Source organism: Alcanivorax sp. VBW004 (assembly GCF_009718865.1).
Taxonomy (GTDB): Bacteria; Pseudomonadota; Gammaproteobacteria; order Pseudomonadales; family Alcanivoracaceae; genus Alcanivorax.
Window position 1 is genome coordinate 1,551,252 of record NZ_WNHC01000001.1, and the last position, 16,166, is coordinate 1,567,417.

The 16,166-nt window shown below is 58.2% G+C and carries 17 protein-coding genes; 12 read left to right on the forward strand and 5 right to left on the reverse strand.

What is annotated here, in order from left to right; translation table 11 throughout:
• The first annotated feature begins 6 nt into the window (after nucleotides 1–6).
• The 7 genes from rpmJ to F1529_RS07155 all read left to right on the forward strand — a co-directional run bounded on the left by rpmJ (nucleotide 7) and on the right by F1529_RS07155 (nucleotide 3,585).
• Nucleotides 7–123, forward strand: coding sequence for a 50S ribosomal protein L36 (gene rpmJ, locus F1529_RS07125; protein ID WP_008928865.1), 117 nt, complete (start codon nucleotides 7–9; stop codon nucleotides 121–123).
• 116 nt (nucleotides 124–239) lie between these two features.
• Nucleotides 240–596 (forward strand): 30S ribosomal protein S13, encoded by a 357-nt coding sequence (gene rpsM / locus F1529_RS07130; protein ID WP_007150589.1) that lies wholly within the window; start codon nucleotides 240–242, stop codon nucleotides 594–596.
• A 36-nt stretch (nucleotides 597–632) separates the two neighbouring features.
• Nucleotides 633–1,031: a 30S ribosomal protein S11 gene (rpsK, locus tag F1529_RS07135; protein WP_011587706.1), complete on the forward strand. Its 399-nt coding sequence runs from the start codon at nucleotides 633–635 to the stop codon at nucleotides 1,029–1,031.
• Between the two features lie 16 nt (nucleotides 1,032–1,047).
• The gene (gene rpsD / locus F1529_RS07140; RefSeq protein ID WP_007148340.1) at nucleotides 1,048–1,680 is read left to right on the forward strand and encodes a 30S ribosomal protein S4; all 633 of its coding nucleotides are present in this window, start codon (nucleotides 1,048–1,050) and stop codon (nucleotides 1,678–1,680) included.
• Nucleotides 1,681–1,700: 20 nt separating this feature from the next.
• Nucleotides 1,701–2,708 (forward strand): DNA-directed RNA polymerase subunit alpha, encoded by a 1,008-nt coding sequence (gene rpoA / locus F1529_RS07145; protein WP_007150795.1) that lies wholly within the window; start codon nucleotides 1,701–1,703, stop codon nucleotides 2,706–2,708.
• Between the two features lie 49 nt (nucleotides 2,709–2,757).
• Nucleotides 2,758–3,141: a 50S ribosomal protein L17 gene (gene rplQ / locus F1529_RS07150; protein ID WP_011587709.1), complete on the forward strand. Its 384-nt coding sequence runs from the start codon at nucleotides 2,758–2,760 to the stop codon at nucleotides 3,139–3,141.
• 108 nt (nucleotides 3,142–3,249) lie between these two features.
• Complete coding sequence (locus F1529_RS07155; RefSeq protein ID WP_155133231.1) at nucleotides 3,250–3,585, forward strand: DOPA 4,5-dioxygenase family protein; 336 nt, start codon at nucleotides 3,250–3,252, stop codon at nucleotides 3,583–3,585.
• A gap of 20 nt (nucleotides 3,586–3,605) precedes the next feature.
• Here F1529_RS07155 and F1529_RS07160 read toward each other — a convergent pair whose 3' ends face one another.
• The 5 genes from F1529_RS07160 to F1529_RS07180 form a co-directional block, all read right to left on the reverse strand.
• Entirely contained in the window at nucleotides 3,606–3,986 is a 381-nt protein-coding gene (locus tag F1529_RS07160; RefSeq protein WP_155133234.1) for a hypothetical protein, read from the reverse strand.
• 124 nt (nucleotides 3,987–4,110) lie between these two features.
• On the reverse strand, nucleotides 4,111–5,391 hold the full coding sequence (locus F1529_RS07165) for a glycerophosphodiester phosphodiesterase family protein (RefSeq protein ID WP_196220377.1): 1,281 nt from the start codon (nucleotides 5,389–5,391) through the stop codon (nucleotides 4,111–4,113).
• Nucleotides 5,392–5,512: 121 nt separating this feature from the next.
• The gene (locus tag F1529_RS07170) at nucleotides 5,513–6,331 is read right to left on the reverse strand and encodes a hypothetical protein (RefSeq protein WP_155133237.1); all 819 of its coding nucleotides are present in this window, start codon (nucleotides 6,329–6,331) and stop codon (nucleotides 5,513–5,515) included.
• Between the two features lie 8 nt (nucleotides 6,332–6,339).
• On the reverse strand, nucleotides 6,340–9,162 hold the full coding sequence (gene uvrA, locus F1529_RS07175) for an excinuclease ABC subunit UvrA (RefSeq protein ID WP_155133240.1): 2,823 nt from the start codon (nucleotides 9,160–9,162) through the stop codon (nucleotides 6,340–6,342).
• Nucleotides 9,163–9,282: 120 nt separating this feature from the next.
• A complete protein-coding gene (locus F1529_RS07180) occupies nucleotides 9,283–9,933 on the reverse strand; it encodes a response regulator transcription factor (protein ID WP_007148438.1) in 651 nt (216 codons plus the stop codon).
• A gap of 265 nt (nucleotides 9,934–10,198) precedes the next feature.
• Here F1529_RS07180 and F1529_RS07185 point away from each other — a divergent pair, with 265 nt between their 5' ends.
• From F1529_RS07185 to gspD, 5 genes are all read left to right on the forward strand, one after another.
• The gene (locus F1529_RS07185; RefSeq protein ID WP_155133243.1) at nucleotides 10,199–11,566 is read left to right on the forward strand and encodes an MFS transporter; all 1,368 of its coding nucleotides are present in this window, start codon (nucleotides 10,199–10,201) and stop codon (nucleotides 11,564–11,566) included.
• A 90-nt stretch (nucleotides 11,567–11,656) separates the two neighbouring features.
• Complete coding sequence (gene ssb / locus F1529_RS07190) at nucleotides 11,657–12,166, forward strand: single-stranded DNA-binding protein (RefSeq protein ID WP_155133246.1); 510 nt, start codon at nucleotides 11,657–11,659, stop codon at nucleotides 12,164–12,166.
• Between the two features lie 26 nt (nucleotides 12,167–12,192).
• Nucleotides 12,193–12,921, forward strand: coding sequence for a type II secretion system protein N (gene gspN / locus F1529_RS07195; protein WP_155133249.1), 729 nt, complete (start codon nucleotides 12,193–12,195; stop codon nucleotides 12,919–12,921).
• 96 nt (nucleotides 12,922–13,017) lie between these two features.
• Complete coding sequence (locus F1529_RS07200) at nucleotides 13,018–13,884, forward strand: type II secretion system protein N (RefSeq protein WP_155133252.1); 867 nt, start codon at nucleotides 13,018–13,020, stop codon at nucleotides 13,882–13,884.
• A 50-nt stretch (nucleotides 13,885–13,934) separates the two neighbouring features.
• The gene (gene gspD / locus F1529_RS07205; protein ID WP_155133255.1) at nucleotides 13,935–16,019 is read left to right on the forward strand and encodes a type II secretion system secretin GspD; all 2,085 of its coding nucleotides are present in this window, start codon (nucleotides 13,935–13,937) and stop codon (nucleotides 16,017–16,019) included.
• The last annotated feature ends 147 nt before the right edge of the window (nucleotides 16,020–16,166 follow it).

Below are 16,166 nucleotides of genomic sequence, written 5' to 3' on the forward strand. Positions count from 1 at the left end.
AGTGCGATGAAAGTTCAGGCTTCTGTAAAGAAGATCTGCCGTAACTGCAAAGTGATCCGTCGTAAGGGGCGTGTCATGGTAATCTGCAGTGCCGAACCCCGGCACAAGCAGCGCCAGGGTTAAGGTTTAGTCTTCTTTTAAGTGTTTGGTTGAAATTCAGTCGGTGTAGCGCTAGACTCTGCCGCCTTTCGGCGCCTGTGAGCCTGGCGCCACCCGTTTTGTGAATCGGAGATATTCGGATGGCCCGTATTGCAGGCGTTAACATCCCGGAAAATAAGCACACGGTGATTTCTCTCACCTACATCTTCGGGATCGGTCGCACCCGCGCAGCATCAATCTGCGTAGCGACTGGTATTGAGCAGACCGCGAAAGTTCGCGAGCTGACCGGTGAGCAACTTGATGCCATTCGTGGCGAAGTTGCCAAGTTCTCTACCGAAGGTGACCTGCGCCGGGAAATCAACATGAACATTAAGCGTCTGATGGACCTCGGTTGCTACCGTGGTATTCGCCATCGTCGCGGCTTGCCGCTTCGCGGTCAGCGTACCAAGACCAATGCGCGCACCCGTAAAGGTCCGCGTAAACCGATTCGCAAATAAGCTGAATTAGACAGCGGCTGGATTTGGATAGGCATTATGGCTAAGTCAAAGAAAGATAGTGGCGCACGTCGTAAGAAGGTAACGCGCACCGTTGCGGACGGTATTGCGCACGTGCACGCTTCCTTCAACAACACCATCATCACCATCACTGATCGTCAGGGCAATGCGTTGTCTTGGGCGACCTCCGGTGGTGCTGGTTTCCGTGGTTCCCGTAAAAGCACCCCGTTTGCTGCCCAGGTGGCGGCTGAAAACGCGGGTAATGCTGCGAAGGACTACGGTCTGAAAAATCTTGAAGTGCGGGTGAAAGGCCCCGGTCCGGGTCGTGAATCTTCTATTCGCGCCCTGAACGGCTGCGGATACAAGATCACCCATATTGAGGACGTAACGCCGATTCCCCATAACGGTTGCCGTCCGCCTAAAAAGCGTCGCGTGTAACGGGAGTTAGAGCAAGATGGCAAGATACATCGGTCCCAAGTGCAAGCTTTCCCGTCGAGAAGGCACTGATCTGTTCCTGAAGAGCGGTATCCGCCCTCTGGAATCCAAGTGTAAAGCTGAGCAGGCTCCTGGCCAGGCTGCTGGTGCAAGCGGGCGTCGCCCGGCACGGCTGTCTGACTACGGTGTTCAGCTGCGCGAGAAGCAAAAAGTTCGTCGTACCTATGGTGTGCTGGAAAAGCAGTTCCGTAGCTACTACAAGAAAGCGGCCGCTTCCAAGGGCGCAACAGGCGAAGTCCTGCTGCAGCTGCTGGAAGGCCGTCTGGACAACGTGGTTTACCGCATGGGCTTTGGTTCTACCCGTTCCGAAGCGCGTCAGCTGGTTAGCCACCGTGCCATTCTGGTTAACGGCCAGTCTGTGAATGTTGCGTCTTACCAGGTGAAGCCTGGCGACCAGATCAACGTTCGCGAGAAGTCCAAGAACCAGCTGCGCGTGAAAAACGCCATGGAGCTCGCTCAGCAGCGCGGCTTTATGCCGTGGATTGAAGTTGATGACAAGAAGCTGGAAGGTACCTACAAGGCGAAGCCTGAGCGTATCGACCTGCCTGCCGAGATCAACGAAAATCTGATCGTCGAGCTGTACTCCAAGTAAGGACTGCCTGAGGGATCTCTATGACCGCCGTGAACGACTTTCTCACGCCCCGCTCGATCGCGGTCAACGCGATCAACCAGACCCACGCCAAAGTGGTTCTGGAACCGCTGGAGCGTGGTTTTGGCCACACTCTGGGGACTGCGCTGCGCCGCATCCTGATCTCCAGCATGCCCGGCTGTGCGATCACCGAAGTGGAGATCGACGGTGTGCAGCATGAATACTCTTCTATCGAAGGGGTTCAGGAAGATGTGATCAACATCCTGCTGAACCTGAAGGGCGTTGCCCTGCAGATGGAAGATCGCGAAGAAGCGACCCTCGAGCTGGTCAAAAAAGGCCCGGGCGCTGTAACCGCGAATGACATCCAGCGCGATCACAGCGTTGAGATTGTTAATCCGGATCACCTGATCTGCACCATCACCGGCGACACCGAACTGCGTGTGAAGCTGAAGGTTCAGAAAGGGCGTGGCTATGTTGCTGCGGATTCCCGTCAGTCTGAAGACGACGAGACTCGTGGTATTGGCCGTTTGCAGCTGGATGCCAGCTACAGCCCGGTTCGTCGCGTGGCCTACGTGGTTGAAGCGGCCCGTGTTGAGCAGCGTACTGACCTGGACAAACTGGTTATCGATCTGGAAACAGACGGAACCATTGATCCGGAAGAAGCGATTCGTCGTGCAGCAACGATTCTGCAGCAGCAGATTGCGGTGTTTGTAGACTTGGAGCAGGATGCCAAGCCTGAGCCGAAGCAGGAGCGTGAGGAAATCGATCCTATCCTGCTGCGTCCGGTGGATGATCTTGAGCTGACCGTTCGTTCCGCTAACTGTCTGAAAGCGGAAAACATCTACTACATCGGTGATCTGGTACAGCGTACCGAGGTTGAGCTGCTGAAAACCCCGAACCTGGGTAAGAAGTCGCTGACCGAGATCAAAGATGTGCTGGCCTCTAAAGGTCTGTCACTGGGCATGCGTCTCGAGAACTGGCCACCGGTCAGCCTGCGGGATGATGACCGGCTGAACACCAAATTGCGCTAATTAGTTGTTGTGGACGCTGTGAAGCGCCCCTGAACATAGGAACAGAATCATGCGTCATCGCAAAAGCGGCAGAAAACTGAATCGGAACAGCTCTCATCGTCAGGCGATGTTCCGTAACATGGCTGTGTCTCTGCTCGAGCACGAAGCGATCAAGACCACTCTGCCGAAAGCCAAAGAGCTGCGTCGTGTGGCTGAGCCGCTGATCACTCTGGCTAAGGAAGACTCCGTCGCTAACCGTCGTCTGGCTTTCGACCGTACCCGTTCAAAGGAAATGGTCGGTAAGCTGTTCAACGAGCTGGGTCCTCGTTACCAGGAGCGTCCGGGTGGCTACATCCGCATTCTCAAGATGGGTTTCCGTGCGGGCGATAACGCACCGATGGCCTATGTTGAGCTGGTTGACCGTCCTGAACTGGTTGATGCTGACGAAGAGTAAGCGTTAACCGTTCCAGAAAAAAACCGGGCCCTGTGCCCGGTTTTTTTGTGCCTGTTGCAAGTGTGAAAGCATCGGCTATGCTGGAGTTGTTATTAACGGGCACAGCGTATGGCGATTAACGGTTTTCACGCACACGTCTATTTCGACGAACACACCTTTTCCCAAGCGGCGGCTCTCTGCCAGGCTGCACACCAACACTTTTCCGTGCCCATGGGTCATATGCACCGCAAGCCGGTGGGGCCGCACCCATGCTGGAGCTGTCAGCTGACCATCCCGCGCCGTTTGGCAGGGGAGGTTATTCCCTGGTTAATGGCCAGCCGTAACGGCCTAACCGTGTTTGTGCATGGCCTCAGTGGTGACGATCTTCGTGATCATACGGAGTTGGTGATGTGGCTGGGGGAGAGCCAGCCGCTGGATTTAAGTATTTTTCAGTTCTCCGCCTGACAAGGTTGTGCCTTGCTTTTCTACCCTTGTGCGACCGTCCTTCCCCGGTAAATAACGGCCTTTTGTGTCGAGCGTGAGCGTGTGGCCGTTTGTCTGGGGGGCTCTTCAGGCGCTGGGCTGATCGCTTGTCCCCGGTAGCGTCGCACTACTGGTGCGGGCGGCTGCTGTGGTTCCGGGTCGGCGCCTTCCAGCTTGAGTAGTGCAAGCCGAATTTCACCGTACAGCCGTTGGAGCCCCTGAGAGCAGGTACGGCCGGCGAAGTGAGCCAGCTTGAAGCGCAGTTGTGGGTCGGTGAGGGAAAGGTTTTCGTCGAACTCGGCGCGGATCAAGCGCCGACACTGATTGACCAGATTAACAATGTTGTACTGCATCAGCCAACGGTGGTCCGGGGTGGATTCCATATTGGTACTCCTCGGCCTGTGTATAGCCTGGTACAAAGCAGAAAGCGTGCCATCAATTCAGGCCCGCCTGGGGGCGATAATGCCCCGCCACAGGGCGGGCGGGGCAAAGTGTGGTGCGGCTGCGCTATTGTCGTGCGTGGGAGCGTGGGGCGCGGTGTTGTCGCAGGCAGTTGGCATAAAAGGTGGTGGTGGCGGGCCAGTCGGAAAAGACACCGATGACGCCCACCTGGCGAGCTAAAACATCCAGTAGCGTCAGGGTATCACCGTCGTTATTGGTGGCCGAAGGAATACTTTGGTAGTACCAGCCGCCGCCGTTGGCCAATGGTCCGGAGCGCTCCAGGGACCAGGCAATCATATCCAGGCCGGCCTGTTGTGCGGAGCGGGCATAGACGCTGGGGATGATGCGGTTCTGGGCATCGGTGGTGACCAGCATCCATAGCGGCGGGGCGATGATGTTGACCCCGTAGCCTTTCAGCGTTGCCATGTCGGGCTGCCAGGTGCCGGGGTTTTGCGGGTCGAGTCCGCTGCTGTCACGGCCGTCGAGGTAGACCGCCTGACGGCCAAAGGCCGGTGTGGCCGATAACCAATAGCGAACATCTTCCAGATTGAATGATTGTGGATAGACGCGATGGGGACTGACGCCGGCCTCTTGGTAGTCACGGATCATTTGCCGTGCATAGTCCTGCTGGCTGTAGTCGCCCTGGTAGGGCATGGGAACTTGAGGGGCCTTCAGTTCCGGGGTCATCTTGACTCCCAGCTGGCGGAACAGGGCGATGCTTTCCTGGTGGCTGAGCAGGGTGCCGCGTTGGCGGTAGAGCTCGGTGCGCCAGTCGGGGGTGCCATTCAGGTACTCGTCAACGGTGGTGGCTTGAGGGTTGGCGCCATCCATCTTCCCTTTCAGGGTTTTGAATTGGGCCAGAGTGATGTCACTGGTGCAGCATTTCGCACTGGCGGCGCGTGTGCCATCAAACGGGCTGAACGGTTCGCTGCACTGGTTGGCCAGTTCGGTTTCCAGGATGTTGGTGGTGGTATGGAGATCGCACTGTGAATGACGGCAAACCAGCTCCCGATCTTTGGTAAAGGTAACGTCACATTCCACAATGCCTGCGCCCATACGCGCTGCTGCACGGTAGGATTCTTCAGTGTGTTCCGGGAATTGCAGCGGTGCGCCGCGGTGGCCGATGGAAAAGTCGCTTCGTCGCTGCGGGCGGCGCTCCGCGGCGCAGGCCTGCAGGGTCTCTTTGGCTGGCCCGCTATCCATATCAGAGACAAGGTAATAGGGGCGAGGGCCGAGCGTAATCGTGTTCGTGCCGCTATCTTTGTGATCCTGGCTGGCACACGCCACGGTTGCCATGCCGATAGCCAGGGTGGCGATGCATCCTTTCCAGGCCCATATCCATTTCATGATCAGCCTCCAGCGTTGCGTTGGAGGTTGGGTCTGTGAGCGGGTTGTGACGCTCATGTTTGGGGGTGGTGGCGAAGGTATGACAAAGGCTGATATTGTGCAGTAAAGCACAGTCAGGGGGTCATTTATCGCTCGAGCCCAGGCGAAGATTGGCGACAGCAGAATAATACGGGGTGATCCCTCTTCGTATGGCAAGGCCACTGACCGGCCCGGTGGTTTGAGAGCTCCAGATGAGCTTCCCGTCTTCGAGCCGAATAACTGCCATGTCCACAACGACCTCTCCTGCATAAGAGGCGGCACCGCTACTGCCTGCTAAGGAGCTGAATATGATGGCGCTGGTCACGGAGGCGTTATAGCTCTCCCGGCTTTCATGCCAGCCTCTCACACGGGTGAGCAGGATGCAGCATGCCTCATTCACGTCCAGTCGTTCTGCTGCCCGGTTCCCGTCAAGTCTAATGGCGTCTGTCTTTACAGGATTTTGTCGCTCAGGGCCTGTAGCCATTGCCTGCAGAAAGCCTTTTACGCTCGGGGATGGGCGGTCAATAGGTGCAAAATCAATGAAGGTGTCGAAGTATAGATTCTGAAATTCGTCCAAGTGACCCGAGAGGCCTGCGGAAGGCATGGAGAGGGAGATTTCGTAGGCGTCGGCATGTTTCTGATAATACTGGATAGTATCAGGTGGAATATGCTCGAGCATCGTCGGAAATGGGTGGTAATCGCCATCACGATCGCGTATCTCAAGCTCGAAAAACGGTGGTGCGATGACGATCTTTTCAGCGCTTCTTGTGTCTGACAGTGACTCTAGGGGGTAAGCTTCTGTGCATATCGCTCCGGCCCCACAAGCCACGCCGTTATAAAGCGTTTTAGCACTCTTGCATCCTGTAAGGATGGAACAACAGGTTAAGACGCAAAGTAGCAGATAAGGTGTGATGGTGTTCATTCTTATTATTATCCAAGCATGGGCTTAAGAAAACGCCCGGTATGGCTGCCTTTCACCTTGGCGACTTCTTCCGGGGTGCCTTCGGCGATGATCTCACCGCCACCGTCACCGCCCTCGGGACCCAGATCCACGATCCAGTCAGCGGTCTTGATCACATCCAGGTTGTGTTCGATCACCACCACAGAATTACCGTGGTCGGCCAGGCGATTGAGTACGTCCAGCAGGAGCTGGATGTCATGGAAGTGCAGGCCGGTGGTGGGCTCGTCGAGGATGTACAAGGTGTTGCCGGTATCCCTGCGTGACAATTCCTTGGCCAGTTTGACCCGCTGGGCTTCGCCGCCGGATAGCGTGGTGGCTGCCTGGCCGAGTTTCACATAGCTGAGGCCCACATCCATGAGGGTCTGGAGTTTGCGTGCCAGCGACGGTACGGCATCGAAAAACTCGCGGGCATCTTCGATAGTCAGGTCGAGCACTTCGAAGATATTTTTACCCTTGTAGGTGATTTCCAGGGTTTCCCGGTTGTAGCGCCTTCCTTCACAAACTTCACAGGGAACATAGATGTCGGGCAGGAAGTGCATTTCTACCTTGATGACCCCGTCACCCTGGCAGGCTTCGCAGCGACCCCCTTTCACGTTGAAGCTGAAGCGGCCGGGTTTGTAGCCGCGGGCACGGGCTTCCTGGGTGCCTGCGAACAATTCCCGCACCGGAGTGAAAATACCGGTATAGGTGGCCGGGTTGGAGCGCGGGGTGCGACCAATGGGGCTTTGGTCGATATCCACCACCTTGTCGAAATGCTCAAGACCGTCGATGGACTCATGGGGGCCCGCGGTCAGGGTGGTGGCCTTGTTGAGTTTGGTGGCCGCCAGCGGGTACAGGGTGCTGTTGATCAGCGTGGATTTGCCGGAGCCGGACACGCCGGTGATGCAGGTCAGCAACCCGACCGGAATATTCAGCGGGTGCCCTTTCAGGTTGTTGCCGGTGGCGCCGTGCAAGGTCAGCCAGCGATCGTCATTGTGCTCCCGGTGTTGGGCGGGAATGGCGATTTGCTTGCGCCCGGACAGGTAGTCACCGGTGAGTGACGCGGGGTTGTCCGCCACGTCCTGGGCGCTGCCCTGGGCGATAACCTCGCCGCCGTGGACGCCGGCGCCGGGGCCGATATCAATGACGTGATCAGCCAGACGAATAGCGTCTTCATCGTGCTCCACCACGAGCACCGTATTGCCCAGGTCCCGCAGGCGGGTGAGGGTGCTGAGCAGGCGCTCGTTGTCGCGCTGATGCAAGCCGATAGACGGCTCATCCAGCACATACATCACGCCCACCAGGCCGGCGCCAATCTGGCTGGCCAGGCGAATACGCTGGGCCTCGCCCCCGGAGAGGGTTTCTGCACTGCGCTCCAGCGTCAGATATTCCAGCCCCACGTTAACCAGAAACTGCAGGCGGTCGCGGATTTCCTTGAGAATCTTGTCGGCGATTTCGCCTCTGCTACCGGGCAGCTTGAGCTCGCTAAAGTAGGCGTGGGCCTTGCCCACCGCCAGACGCACCACTTCCGGCAGGGTGGTCTGTTCAATAAAGACATGGCGGGCGGCCTCGCGCAGGCGTGAGCCGTTGCAGCTGGGGCAGCTGGAGGTCGACATGTAGCTGAGCAGGTCTTCGCGTACCGCATCGGATTCGGTTTCCCGGTAACGGCGTTCCATGTTGGGAATGATGCCCTCGAACGGATGGTTACGCTTGATGATATCGCCGCGGTCGTTCAGGTAGCGGAATTCGATGCTTTCCTTGCCGGTGCCATGTAGCACCTTCTTGCGGACCTCCTTGGGGAGGTCTTTAAATGCCGCGTCCATGTCGAAACCAATGCTCTGGGACAGGGAATTGAGCATCTGGAAGTAATAGACGTTGCGTCGGTCCCAGCCACGGATGGCGCCTTCGGAGAGAGACAGCTCGTCGGAGTTGATCACCTTGCCTTCATCGAAGAACTGTTTCATGCCCAGGCCGTCACAGCTGGGGCAGGCACCGGCCGGGTTATTGAACGAGAACAGGCGAGGTTCCAGTTCGGGGATCGAGTAGCCACAGCTGGGGCAGGCGAATTTGGCGGAGAAAGTGGTTTCTTCGCCGTCGCCGTCCATGGGCGCGATCACGGCGATATCGTCGGCCAGGTTCAGGGCAGTCTCGAACGATTCGGCCAGACGGTTCTGCAGGTCGTCGCGGACCTTGAAGCGATCCACCACCACTTCGATGGTGTGCTTCTTGTTCTTGTCCAGGTCCGGAGTGTCGTCCATGTCGTAGATGCGGCCATCAATGCGTACCCGGATAAAGCCCTGGGCGCGCAGTTCTTCGAACAGGTGAACGTGCTCGCCTTTCTTTTCGCGGATGACCGGGGCCAGCAGCATCAGCTTGCTGCCTTCTTCCATGGTCAGCACCTGGTCCACCATCTGGCTGATGGTTTGCGCGGCAAGCGGGGCATCATGCTCGGGGCAGCGGGGCTCGCCGACCCGGGCGAACAACAGGCGCAGATAGTCGTAGATTTCGGTGATGGTGCCCACGGTGGAGCGCGGGTTGTGGCTGGTGGACTTCTGTTCAATGGAAATGGCGGGGCTCAGCCCTTCGATGTGGTCCACATCGGGCTTTTCCATCATCGACAGGAACTGGCGGGCATAGGTGGACAGCGATTCCACATAGCGGCGCTGACCTTCCGCGTACAGGGTGTCGAACGCCAGGGACGATTTGCCGGAACCGGACAGGCCGGTAATAACCACCAGCTTGTCCCGGGGAATATCCAGGTCCACGTTCTTCAGGTTATGGGTGCGTGCGCCACGAACCAGAATGGTATCCATCTACTGCCCCTGAGTACTGTCAAAATGAACAGGGCAGTATAAGGGACGCTGGACGCCCGACGCCAGACGCAGGATGCGAAAAGCCGGCGTCAGGCATTTGGCGTCTTGCGTCAGGCGTGGTTACAGATTTTCCTGGGCCCAGTTCACCGCTTGCAGGCGGTTGGAGGCGTTGATTTTCTTGAAGATGTTGTAGATGTGGGTCTTGATGGTGTGCGGGCTCAGATTCAGGCTGCTGGCGATTTCCGAGTTCTTGGCGCCGGTGGCCATGACTTTCAGCACTTCCACTTCCCGGTCTGTCAGGCTGACCTCGCTACGGGAGAACGTCTTGTTGAAGGTCCGGCTCTTCATCAGGTAGGTCTGCAGGACGGCGCGCGGGAACCACAGCTCGCCGTCGAAAATGGCCTTGATGCCTTTGCTGAGCAGGGCCTGGGGGCAGTCGTGCTGAAAGCCGCCGTTGACCATGGGAAGCCCGGCCAGTTTGGAGAGTGACTCATCGCTGTCCACGTTGAAAACGGCGATCAGGACATCGCTTTCCACTTCCTGGTCGGCTTCCAGCAAGTGGGCGATGACTTCATTCACGTCCACTGAGTGGTAGTCCACCAGAAACAGGTTCTGGTTCTGTTCGCGCAGGATCTCGGTGGTGATATCCAGGGCGGTGGGAATGCTCTTGGCTGCCACGTCTTCCTTGACGAGAAACTCTGTAAGCAGGGCGTTTTGCAGCTGTTGGCTGCCGACCACGTAAACTTGCTGGGTATGTTCTTGGCTATTCATTGGCCCCGTCCGTGATTGCTCAGGCAAACACCTAAGAAAAAAAACTGATCAGCCTGTCAATTTATCACCGCTTTGGCGGGGGTTCAATTTGATGCAGTCGAGTTTTACCGATTTCACGATCAAAGGTTGTGGACCGGGTCTTCCGGGCACTGGTCCTGACGGGGCCGGAATCTGCTACACTGCGTGCCCTTTTGTATCGGCCGGGGTTGCGGCAGCTGTGTGCTGCGGTGCAGCGGCCTCTCCGGGTTAGGAGCGATCACGGTTCATGACGGCATCATCTTCCCATGCCCTGCAGCGGACAGAACTGAAAACCACGGGTTATCTGGCAACTATTTTCGCGTTGCGGATGTTTGGTTTGTTCATGATCCTGCCGATTTTTGCAGTCTACGGGCAGGCCCTTGAAGGGGCTTCCCCGCTTTTGATCGGTACGGCCATTGGCGCCTATGGCCTGATGCAGGCATTGCTGCAGATTCCGTTTGGCATGCTCTCGGACCGTTTTGGGCGTCGTCCGTTACTGTTAATTGGCCTGTTGCTGTTTATTGCCGGTGGCGCAGTGGCGGCCATGAGTGACCATATTTACGGAGTGATTGCGGGGCGGGCGCTGCAGGGGGCCGGGGCCATCGCCAGCGTGATCATGGCGTTGATTGGTGATGTGGTGACGGAAAAACACCGTACCCGGGCCATGGCGCTGATTGGCATGTCGGTGGGCGGCTCTTTTGTTCTGGCACTGATTCTGGGGCCCTTGCTGGCGGGCTGGCTGGGCTTGTCCGGCCTGTTCTGGATGACCTCGGTGCTGGGGGGCTTTGCCTTGCTGGTTGCTTTTGTGGTGCCGGCTCCGAAAGCCTTGCAGGGTGAGGCATTGCCCGCGTCGGAGCGCTTCCGCCGCGTATTGGGCAGTAAGACATTGCTGCGTTTTGATGTGGGCATTTTTAGCCTGCATCTGATCATGACCGCATCCTTTGTGGTGGTGCCTGCCCTGCTTAGCGAGCGCCTGGGGCTGACGCTGCAAAGCCACAGCTTGTTGTATCTGGCGGTGCTGGTGGCAGGGTTCCTGGCCATGGTGCCCTTGATTATCCGGGCGGAGCGCCGCGGAGCGGTGCCCATGAAGCGTCTGGCGGTAGTGTTGCTGGCGGTTTCCCAGTTGCTGCTGGCGCTGGCTGGCGCGCAATTGTGGCATTTTGTCCTGGCCTTGCTGGTTTTCTTTACGGCTTTTAACCTGCTGGAAGCCTTGTTGCCCTCGCTGGTGGGGCGCGCTGCCCCGGCCGGCACCCGCGGAACGGCCATGGGGGTGTATTCCACCAGCCAGTTTCTGGGCGTGTTTGTCGGCGGGCAAATGGGTGGCGCGCTGTATCAATGGGTGGGCGCGGAAGCCGTTTTTTATGGCTGCGGTGCACTGGCGCTGATCTGGCTGCTGGTGTTGGTGGGCATGAAAGAGCTGCCCAAGCTGGATAACCGGGTTCTGCCGTTGTCTCCCGGGCAGGACTGGCAGGCCCTGACTGAGCGGCTGAAATCCGTGCCGGGGGTGGTAGAAACAGTGATTGTAGAAGAGCAGGCCCTGGCTCTGCTGAAGGTGGATGCCGGCCAGCTGGATGAGCAACAGTTACAGGGTGTCGCCGGAGCCGGACAAAGCTGACACAATGGACAGCTTGATTGAGTTTGTCGTCCAGCGGCGATAACGAGAAGATAGACAGTAGTCAGACCATAAGAAGTCACGGAGAGAAACATGGCGCGCGGCGTTAACAAGGTAATTTTGATTGGTAACCTGGGGGCGGACCCGGAAACCCGCTTTATGCCCAGCGGTGGCGCTGTCACGAATGTGCGGCTGGCCACCAGTGAAAGCTGGAAAGACCGTCAGAGCGGCCAGATGCAGGAACGCACCGAATGGCACCGGGTGGTGTTTTTCAACAAGCTGGGCGAGATTGCTGGCGAGTACCTGAAAAAAGGCTCCAAGGTGTACATCGAAGGCTCTATCCGTACCCGCAAGTGGCAGGGGCAGGACGGCCAGGATCGTTACACCACCGAAATCGTGGCCAACGAGATGCAGATGCTGGATGGGCGCGGTGACGGCGGCGGCCAGGGCGGCGGATATACCCAGTCTTCCCCGGCTCAGGGCAATCAGGGTGGCTACGATAGCCAGTCCGGAGGCGGCCAGCCGGCGCAGAACCAGAATAGCAACCAGGGCGGCGGTTTCAGCGGCCCGGCGGATGACTTCGACGACGACATCCCGTTCTGATCGGTAGACAGGAAACCGGCTCCGTTATGCCACGAAAAATAACACTGGCGCTGCTTTTCAGCGTCAGCCTGCTACTGTTCCTGCTGCTGCTGATGCCAGCAGCTGTATTGGTGGAGCGCGTCCCGGCCCTGCGGCCTGGCGGTGCACCGCTGGCCATCACTAACCCCCAGGGGCTCTGGTGGGACGGGCAGGCGGACTGGCAATGGCAGCGCCGCCAGGGAACAGTGCAGTGGGCGCTGGACTGGCACGGGCTGGTGCCAGGCCTGGCACTGAAGACCCGCAGTGATGATGACGCCGCGCGCCTGTCCGGCTGGCTGGGTGCAGATTGGGGTGACTGGCAATTGCAGCAGACCCGGCTGTCGTTGCCGGTGGCGCTGGTGGCTGACCATATTCCCCAGGGCAGTGCAGACGGGCGTGTGGACGCGACCCTGATGCAGATTACCTTTGGTGATGGCAAGATCAAGGCATTGCAGGGCACGCTGCAGTACGGCGGCGGCACGGTCACCTGGGGCCGCAATGGCTCCGCAACGGTACCGGTGCTGCAGGGTCGTTTGAGCATGGACAATACGCAGCCGACCTTGCAAGTGGTGGGGCCGGAGAGTGAGTCGCTGGTGGATGCCCGACTGGCAGATGGGCGCTTCGAACTGGAAGTGCGGCGTGCCTGGCCCATGCTGTTGGGTGTGAGCCAGGGAGGCAATCCGGAGGATGTGGTATTCCAGATGTCGCAACCTTTTGCCTTGCCGGGCGGTCAGTAACACTATATTGCAATAATAAGCCGTAGAATCCGGTAGGTTGTAGCCTCTGCCATATCGGTAATCGGCAATAACGATAAAGGAAGTCGCAGGACAGTTATGTCGCAACTGGCGAGTTGGGGAAAGCAGCAGCAATGGGGCGCACCGCTTCGGTGGGTGATCGCTGTATTGCTGGTGGTCGTGCTGGCCTATGTGCTGGCGCAGACCGTATGGCTATTGTGGTATGGCCCCAGTGAGCCCGTGCCGGCGAATACCCGGACGCGCCTGGAGGTCTCCTCTTCTTCTGGCGATGCCCCGACCCTCTCCCAGGCCCAGATCGATAACTGGCAACTGTTCGGTAACTATGAGCCCGTGGCCAGCACCGGCGATGACAAGCCCACCGACGCCCCCGATACCCGCCTGCGCCTGGAGCTGCTGGGGGTCTTCCAGAATGCCGATACCAAGCGCGCTACGGCGATTATTGCCGAGAAAGGCAAAGAGGGTGAGTTGTACCATATCGGTGACAGCATTCCCGGTAACGCCAAACTGGAAGAAGTGTACCCCGACCGGGTGATCCTGCGCCGGGCGGGTCGACTGGAAACGCTGCGCTGGAGCGACAATGCCCTGGGCGGTGTGACTGAAGTGTCGCGTGAGCCCGCGCCGCGCCCGGCACCCACGGTGCCTGCCGGCAATGAGGGCGGGGCGGCCGATCTGGCTCGCCAGCGTACCACTATTATTGGCCAGCTGGGGCTGGAGCCTGTCACCGAGGGTGGCAGCGCCGGTTACCGGTTGGGCAAACGTGCTCCAAAGCAATTGCTTGCGCAGGTTGGCCTGCAAAGCGATGACGTAATTCTCTCGGTTAACGGACACCCGCTGGGAACAGAAAGCAACGACATGGCGGCTCTGCGTTCGTATCAGGACACCCAGCAGGCATCCATTGTGGTGCAACGGGGTGACCAGCAATTTACCGTGAACTATCCGCCTTAGTGAGTGGTTTTATGACGCCTTTTTTCAGAACGTCTCTATCAAGAATAATAATGCTGCTGGCGTTGTCGGTTGCCATGGCGACCACAGCCCATGCGCGGACAACGAACGAAGTGCAGGCCAGTGATGACGGCAAGAGCTGGACGGTGAATATCCGCAATGCGGATATTCAGGCGTTTATCAGCCAGGTGGCCGACATGACCGGCAAGAACTTCGTGGTGGATCCCCGGGTCCGGGCCAGGGACGTGACGGTGGTGTCCACCAAGTCGCTTACCTCCAGTGAAGTCTATGAGTTGTTCCTGTCCGTGCTTCAGGTTCACGGCTATGCGGCGGTGCCGGCCGGCGACATTATCAAGATTGTGCCCAACACCACGGCCAAACAGAGTAATCTGCCGCTGGTGGGCAAGAATGCAGCCGGTGGAGAAGAGTTGGTGACCCGGGTGATTCCGGTGGAAAACTCGCCGGTGGAAGAGTTGGTGCCAGTACTGCGCCCGTTGGTGCCCCAGTACGGCCATCTGGCGGCGGTGGGGTCTGCCAATGCGCTGATCATCAGTGATCACATGGACAACATCCGTCGCATGGAAGCGATTATTGCCAGCCTGGATAGTGCGGAATCCGAAGACGTTCAGGTGATCAAGCTCAAGTATGCCTTCGCTGGTGACATGGTGAAGATGCTGGAAAGCCTGACGCCGCAGACCGGTGGTCGCCGTGGCAAAACGCCGGATGGCGGGGTCACGGTGGTGGCGGATGAGCGTACCAACCGGTTGATCATAAAAGGTGATCGGGTCACCCGTCAGCGCATGGTGCAGATGATCCGCAGCCTGGACACCGAAGAAACGGATAATGGCGGCGTGCAAGTCATCCGTCTTAGCCATGGCGATGCCAAGACCCTGGCCGAATTGCTCAAGAATTTTGCCGATGGCGCATCGGTGACCAAGGCGGGCGGCGACAGCAAGACCGCCACAGCCGCATCATCCAATAACAGTAAGGTGTCCATTCAGGCAGATGAATCTCTGAACGCGCTGGTGATCCGGGCCGAACCGAGCATGATGCGTGAGCTACAGTCGGTGATCAGCCAGCTGGATGTGCGCCGTGCGCAGATTCTTATTGAGGCGGCGATTGTAGAAATCTCCGGCGAGCAGGGTAAGAACCTGGGCTTTCAGTACGTGGGCGGCAGCAATGAAAGTGGCGTCGGCGCAGTGAATTTTGGTGGCGGTGGGCTGAGCATCAATTCCATCGTCCAGGCCCTGGCCACTGATGATCCTTCTGGCCTGAGCCTGGGCGATGGAATTACCGCGGGGCTGGGTGAAACCGATTCCAACGGCGACTTGGAGTGGGGCGCCCTGGTTCAGGCACTTTCCACTTCGTCAGATGTGAACCTGCTGTCCACGCCGAGCATTCTGACCCTGGACAATGAAGAAGCCTCAATTGTTGTCGGTGAAAATGTGCCGTTCGTGACCGGGCAAAGCACCAACACAGGCTCCGGGGTATCCAATCCGTTCACCACCATTCAGCGGGAAGATGTGGGTCTGACCCTCAAAGTCACCCCGCATGTGGCGGGCTTGTCCACCATTCGTCTGGAGCTGGAGCAGGAAAACTCCGCGGTGAAGGACTCCGCCGGTGATGCCGTGGATATCGTTACCACGACCCGCAAGTTGCAAAGTACGGTGCTGGCGGATGATGCTGAGACCATCGCCCTGGGCGGCCTGATCAAGGATGATATTCGCGTTACGGTGCGAAAGGTGCCATTGCTGGGCGATATCCCGTTTCTGGGTTTCTTGTTTCGCTCGACCAGCAAGGACCGGGTGAAAAGTAATCTTATGGTCTTCCTGAAACCGACGATTCTGGCCAACAATGATCGCCTGGTAAAAATGAGCCGGGAGAAGTACATGGGGTTGACCGCCCTGCAGTTCCGTCTTAACGATGATGGCGAACTGGAGCAGGTGGAGAAGAATCCGATCCCGCAGACTCTGGATCATATTTTTGAAGGGCGTACACCGGTGCCGCAGGATTTCCGTGATGCCTACTTCAATGAGCAGGATGCGCCGATTCCGGCCACCAAAAAGGACATCGAGGACAAACAGCCCAGGAAGGTTCCAGGGGTTGATCGTCAGGCGGAGGGGGATTCCGACCTGTAGTAGGTCTTCCTTCGTTCGAGTTAAAAAAACGCGCTTCGGCGCGTTTTTTTATGTTCGTCGCGGGGGAAATGAGCAAGCCGGTGACCGCCGGCTGCCCGGATTGTGATGAGGCCTTTCGTGCTTTGCTGAGGATTCAGAGCAGAGAGG

Coding starts and splice junctions, on each gene's coding strand:
- rpmJ (WP_008928865.1), top strand. CDS start 7: ATGAAAGTTCAGGCTTCTGTAAAGAAGATCTGCCGTAACTGCAAAGTG.
- rpsM (WP_007150589.1), top strand. CDS start 240: ATGGCCCGTATTGCAGGCGTTAACATCCCGGAAAATAAGCACACGGTG.
- rpsK (WP_011587706.1), top strand. CDS start 633: ATGGCTAAGTCAAAGAAAGATAGTGGCGCACGTCGTAAGAAGGTAACG.
- rpsD (WP_007148340.1), top strand. CDS start 1,048: ATGGCAAGATACATCGGTCCCAAGTGCAAGCTTTCCCGTCGAGAAGGC.
- rpoA (WP_007150795.1), top strand. CDS start 1,701: ATGACCGCCGTGAACGACTTTCTCACGCCCCGCTCGATCGCGGTCAAC.
- rplQ (WP_011587709.1), top strand. CDS start 2,758: ATGCGTCATCGCAAAAGCGGCAGAAAACTGAATCGGAACAGCTCTCAT.
- F1529_RS07155 (WP_155133231.1), top strand. CDS start 3,250: ATGGCGATTAACGGTTTTCACGCACACGTCTATTTCGACGAACACACC.
- F1529_RS07160 (WP_155133234.1), bottom strand. CDS start 3,986: ATGGAATCCACCCCGGACCACCGTTGGCTGATGCAGTACAACATTGTT.
- F1529_RS07165 (WP_196220377.1), bottom strand. CDS start 5,391: ATGAAATGGATATGGGCCTGGAAAGGATGCATCGCCACCCTGGCTATC.
- F1529_RS07170 (WP_155133237.1), bottom strand. CDS start 6,331: ATGAACACCATCACACCTTATCTGCTACTTTGCGTCTTAACCTGTTGT.
- uvrA (WP_155133240.1), bottom strand. CDS start 9,162: ATGGATACCATTCTGGTTCGTGGCGCACGCACCCATAACCTGAAGAAC.
- F1529_RS07180 (WP_007148438.1), bottom strand. CDS start 9,933: ATGAATAGCCAAGAACATACCCAGCAAGTTTACGTGGTCGGCAGCCAA.
- F1529_RS07185 (WP_155133243.1), top strand. CDS start 10,199: ATGACGGCATCATCTTCCCATGCCCTGCAGCGGACAGAACTGAAAACC.
- ssb (WP_155133246.1), top strand. CDS start 11,657: ATGGCGCGCGGCGTTAACAAGGTAATTTTGATTGGTAACCTGGGGGCG.
- gspN (WP_155133249.1), top strand. CDS start 12,193: ATGCCACGAAAAATAACACTGGCGCTGCTTTTCAGCGTCAGCCTGCTA.
- F1529_RS07200 (WP_155133252.1), top strand. CDS start 13,018: ATGTCGCAACTGGCGAGTTGGGGAAAGCAGCAGCAATGGGGCGCACCG.
- gspD (WP_155133255.1), top strand. CDS start 13,935: ATGCTGCTGGCGTTGTCGGTTGCCATGGCGACCACAGCCCATGCGCGG.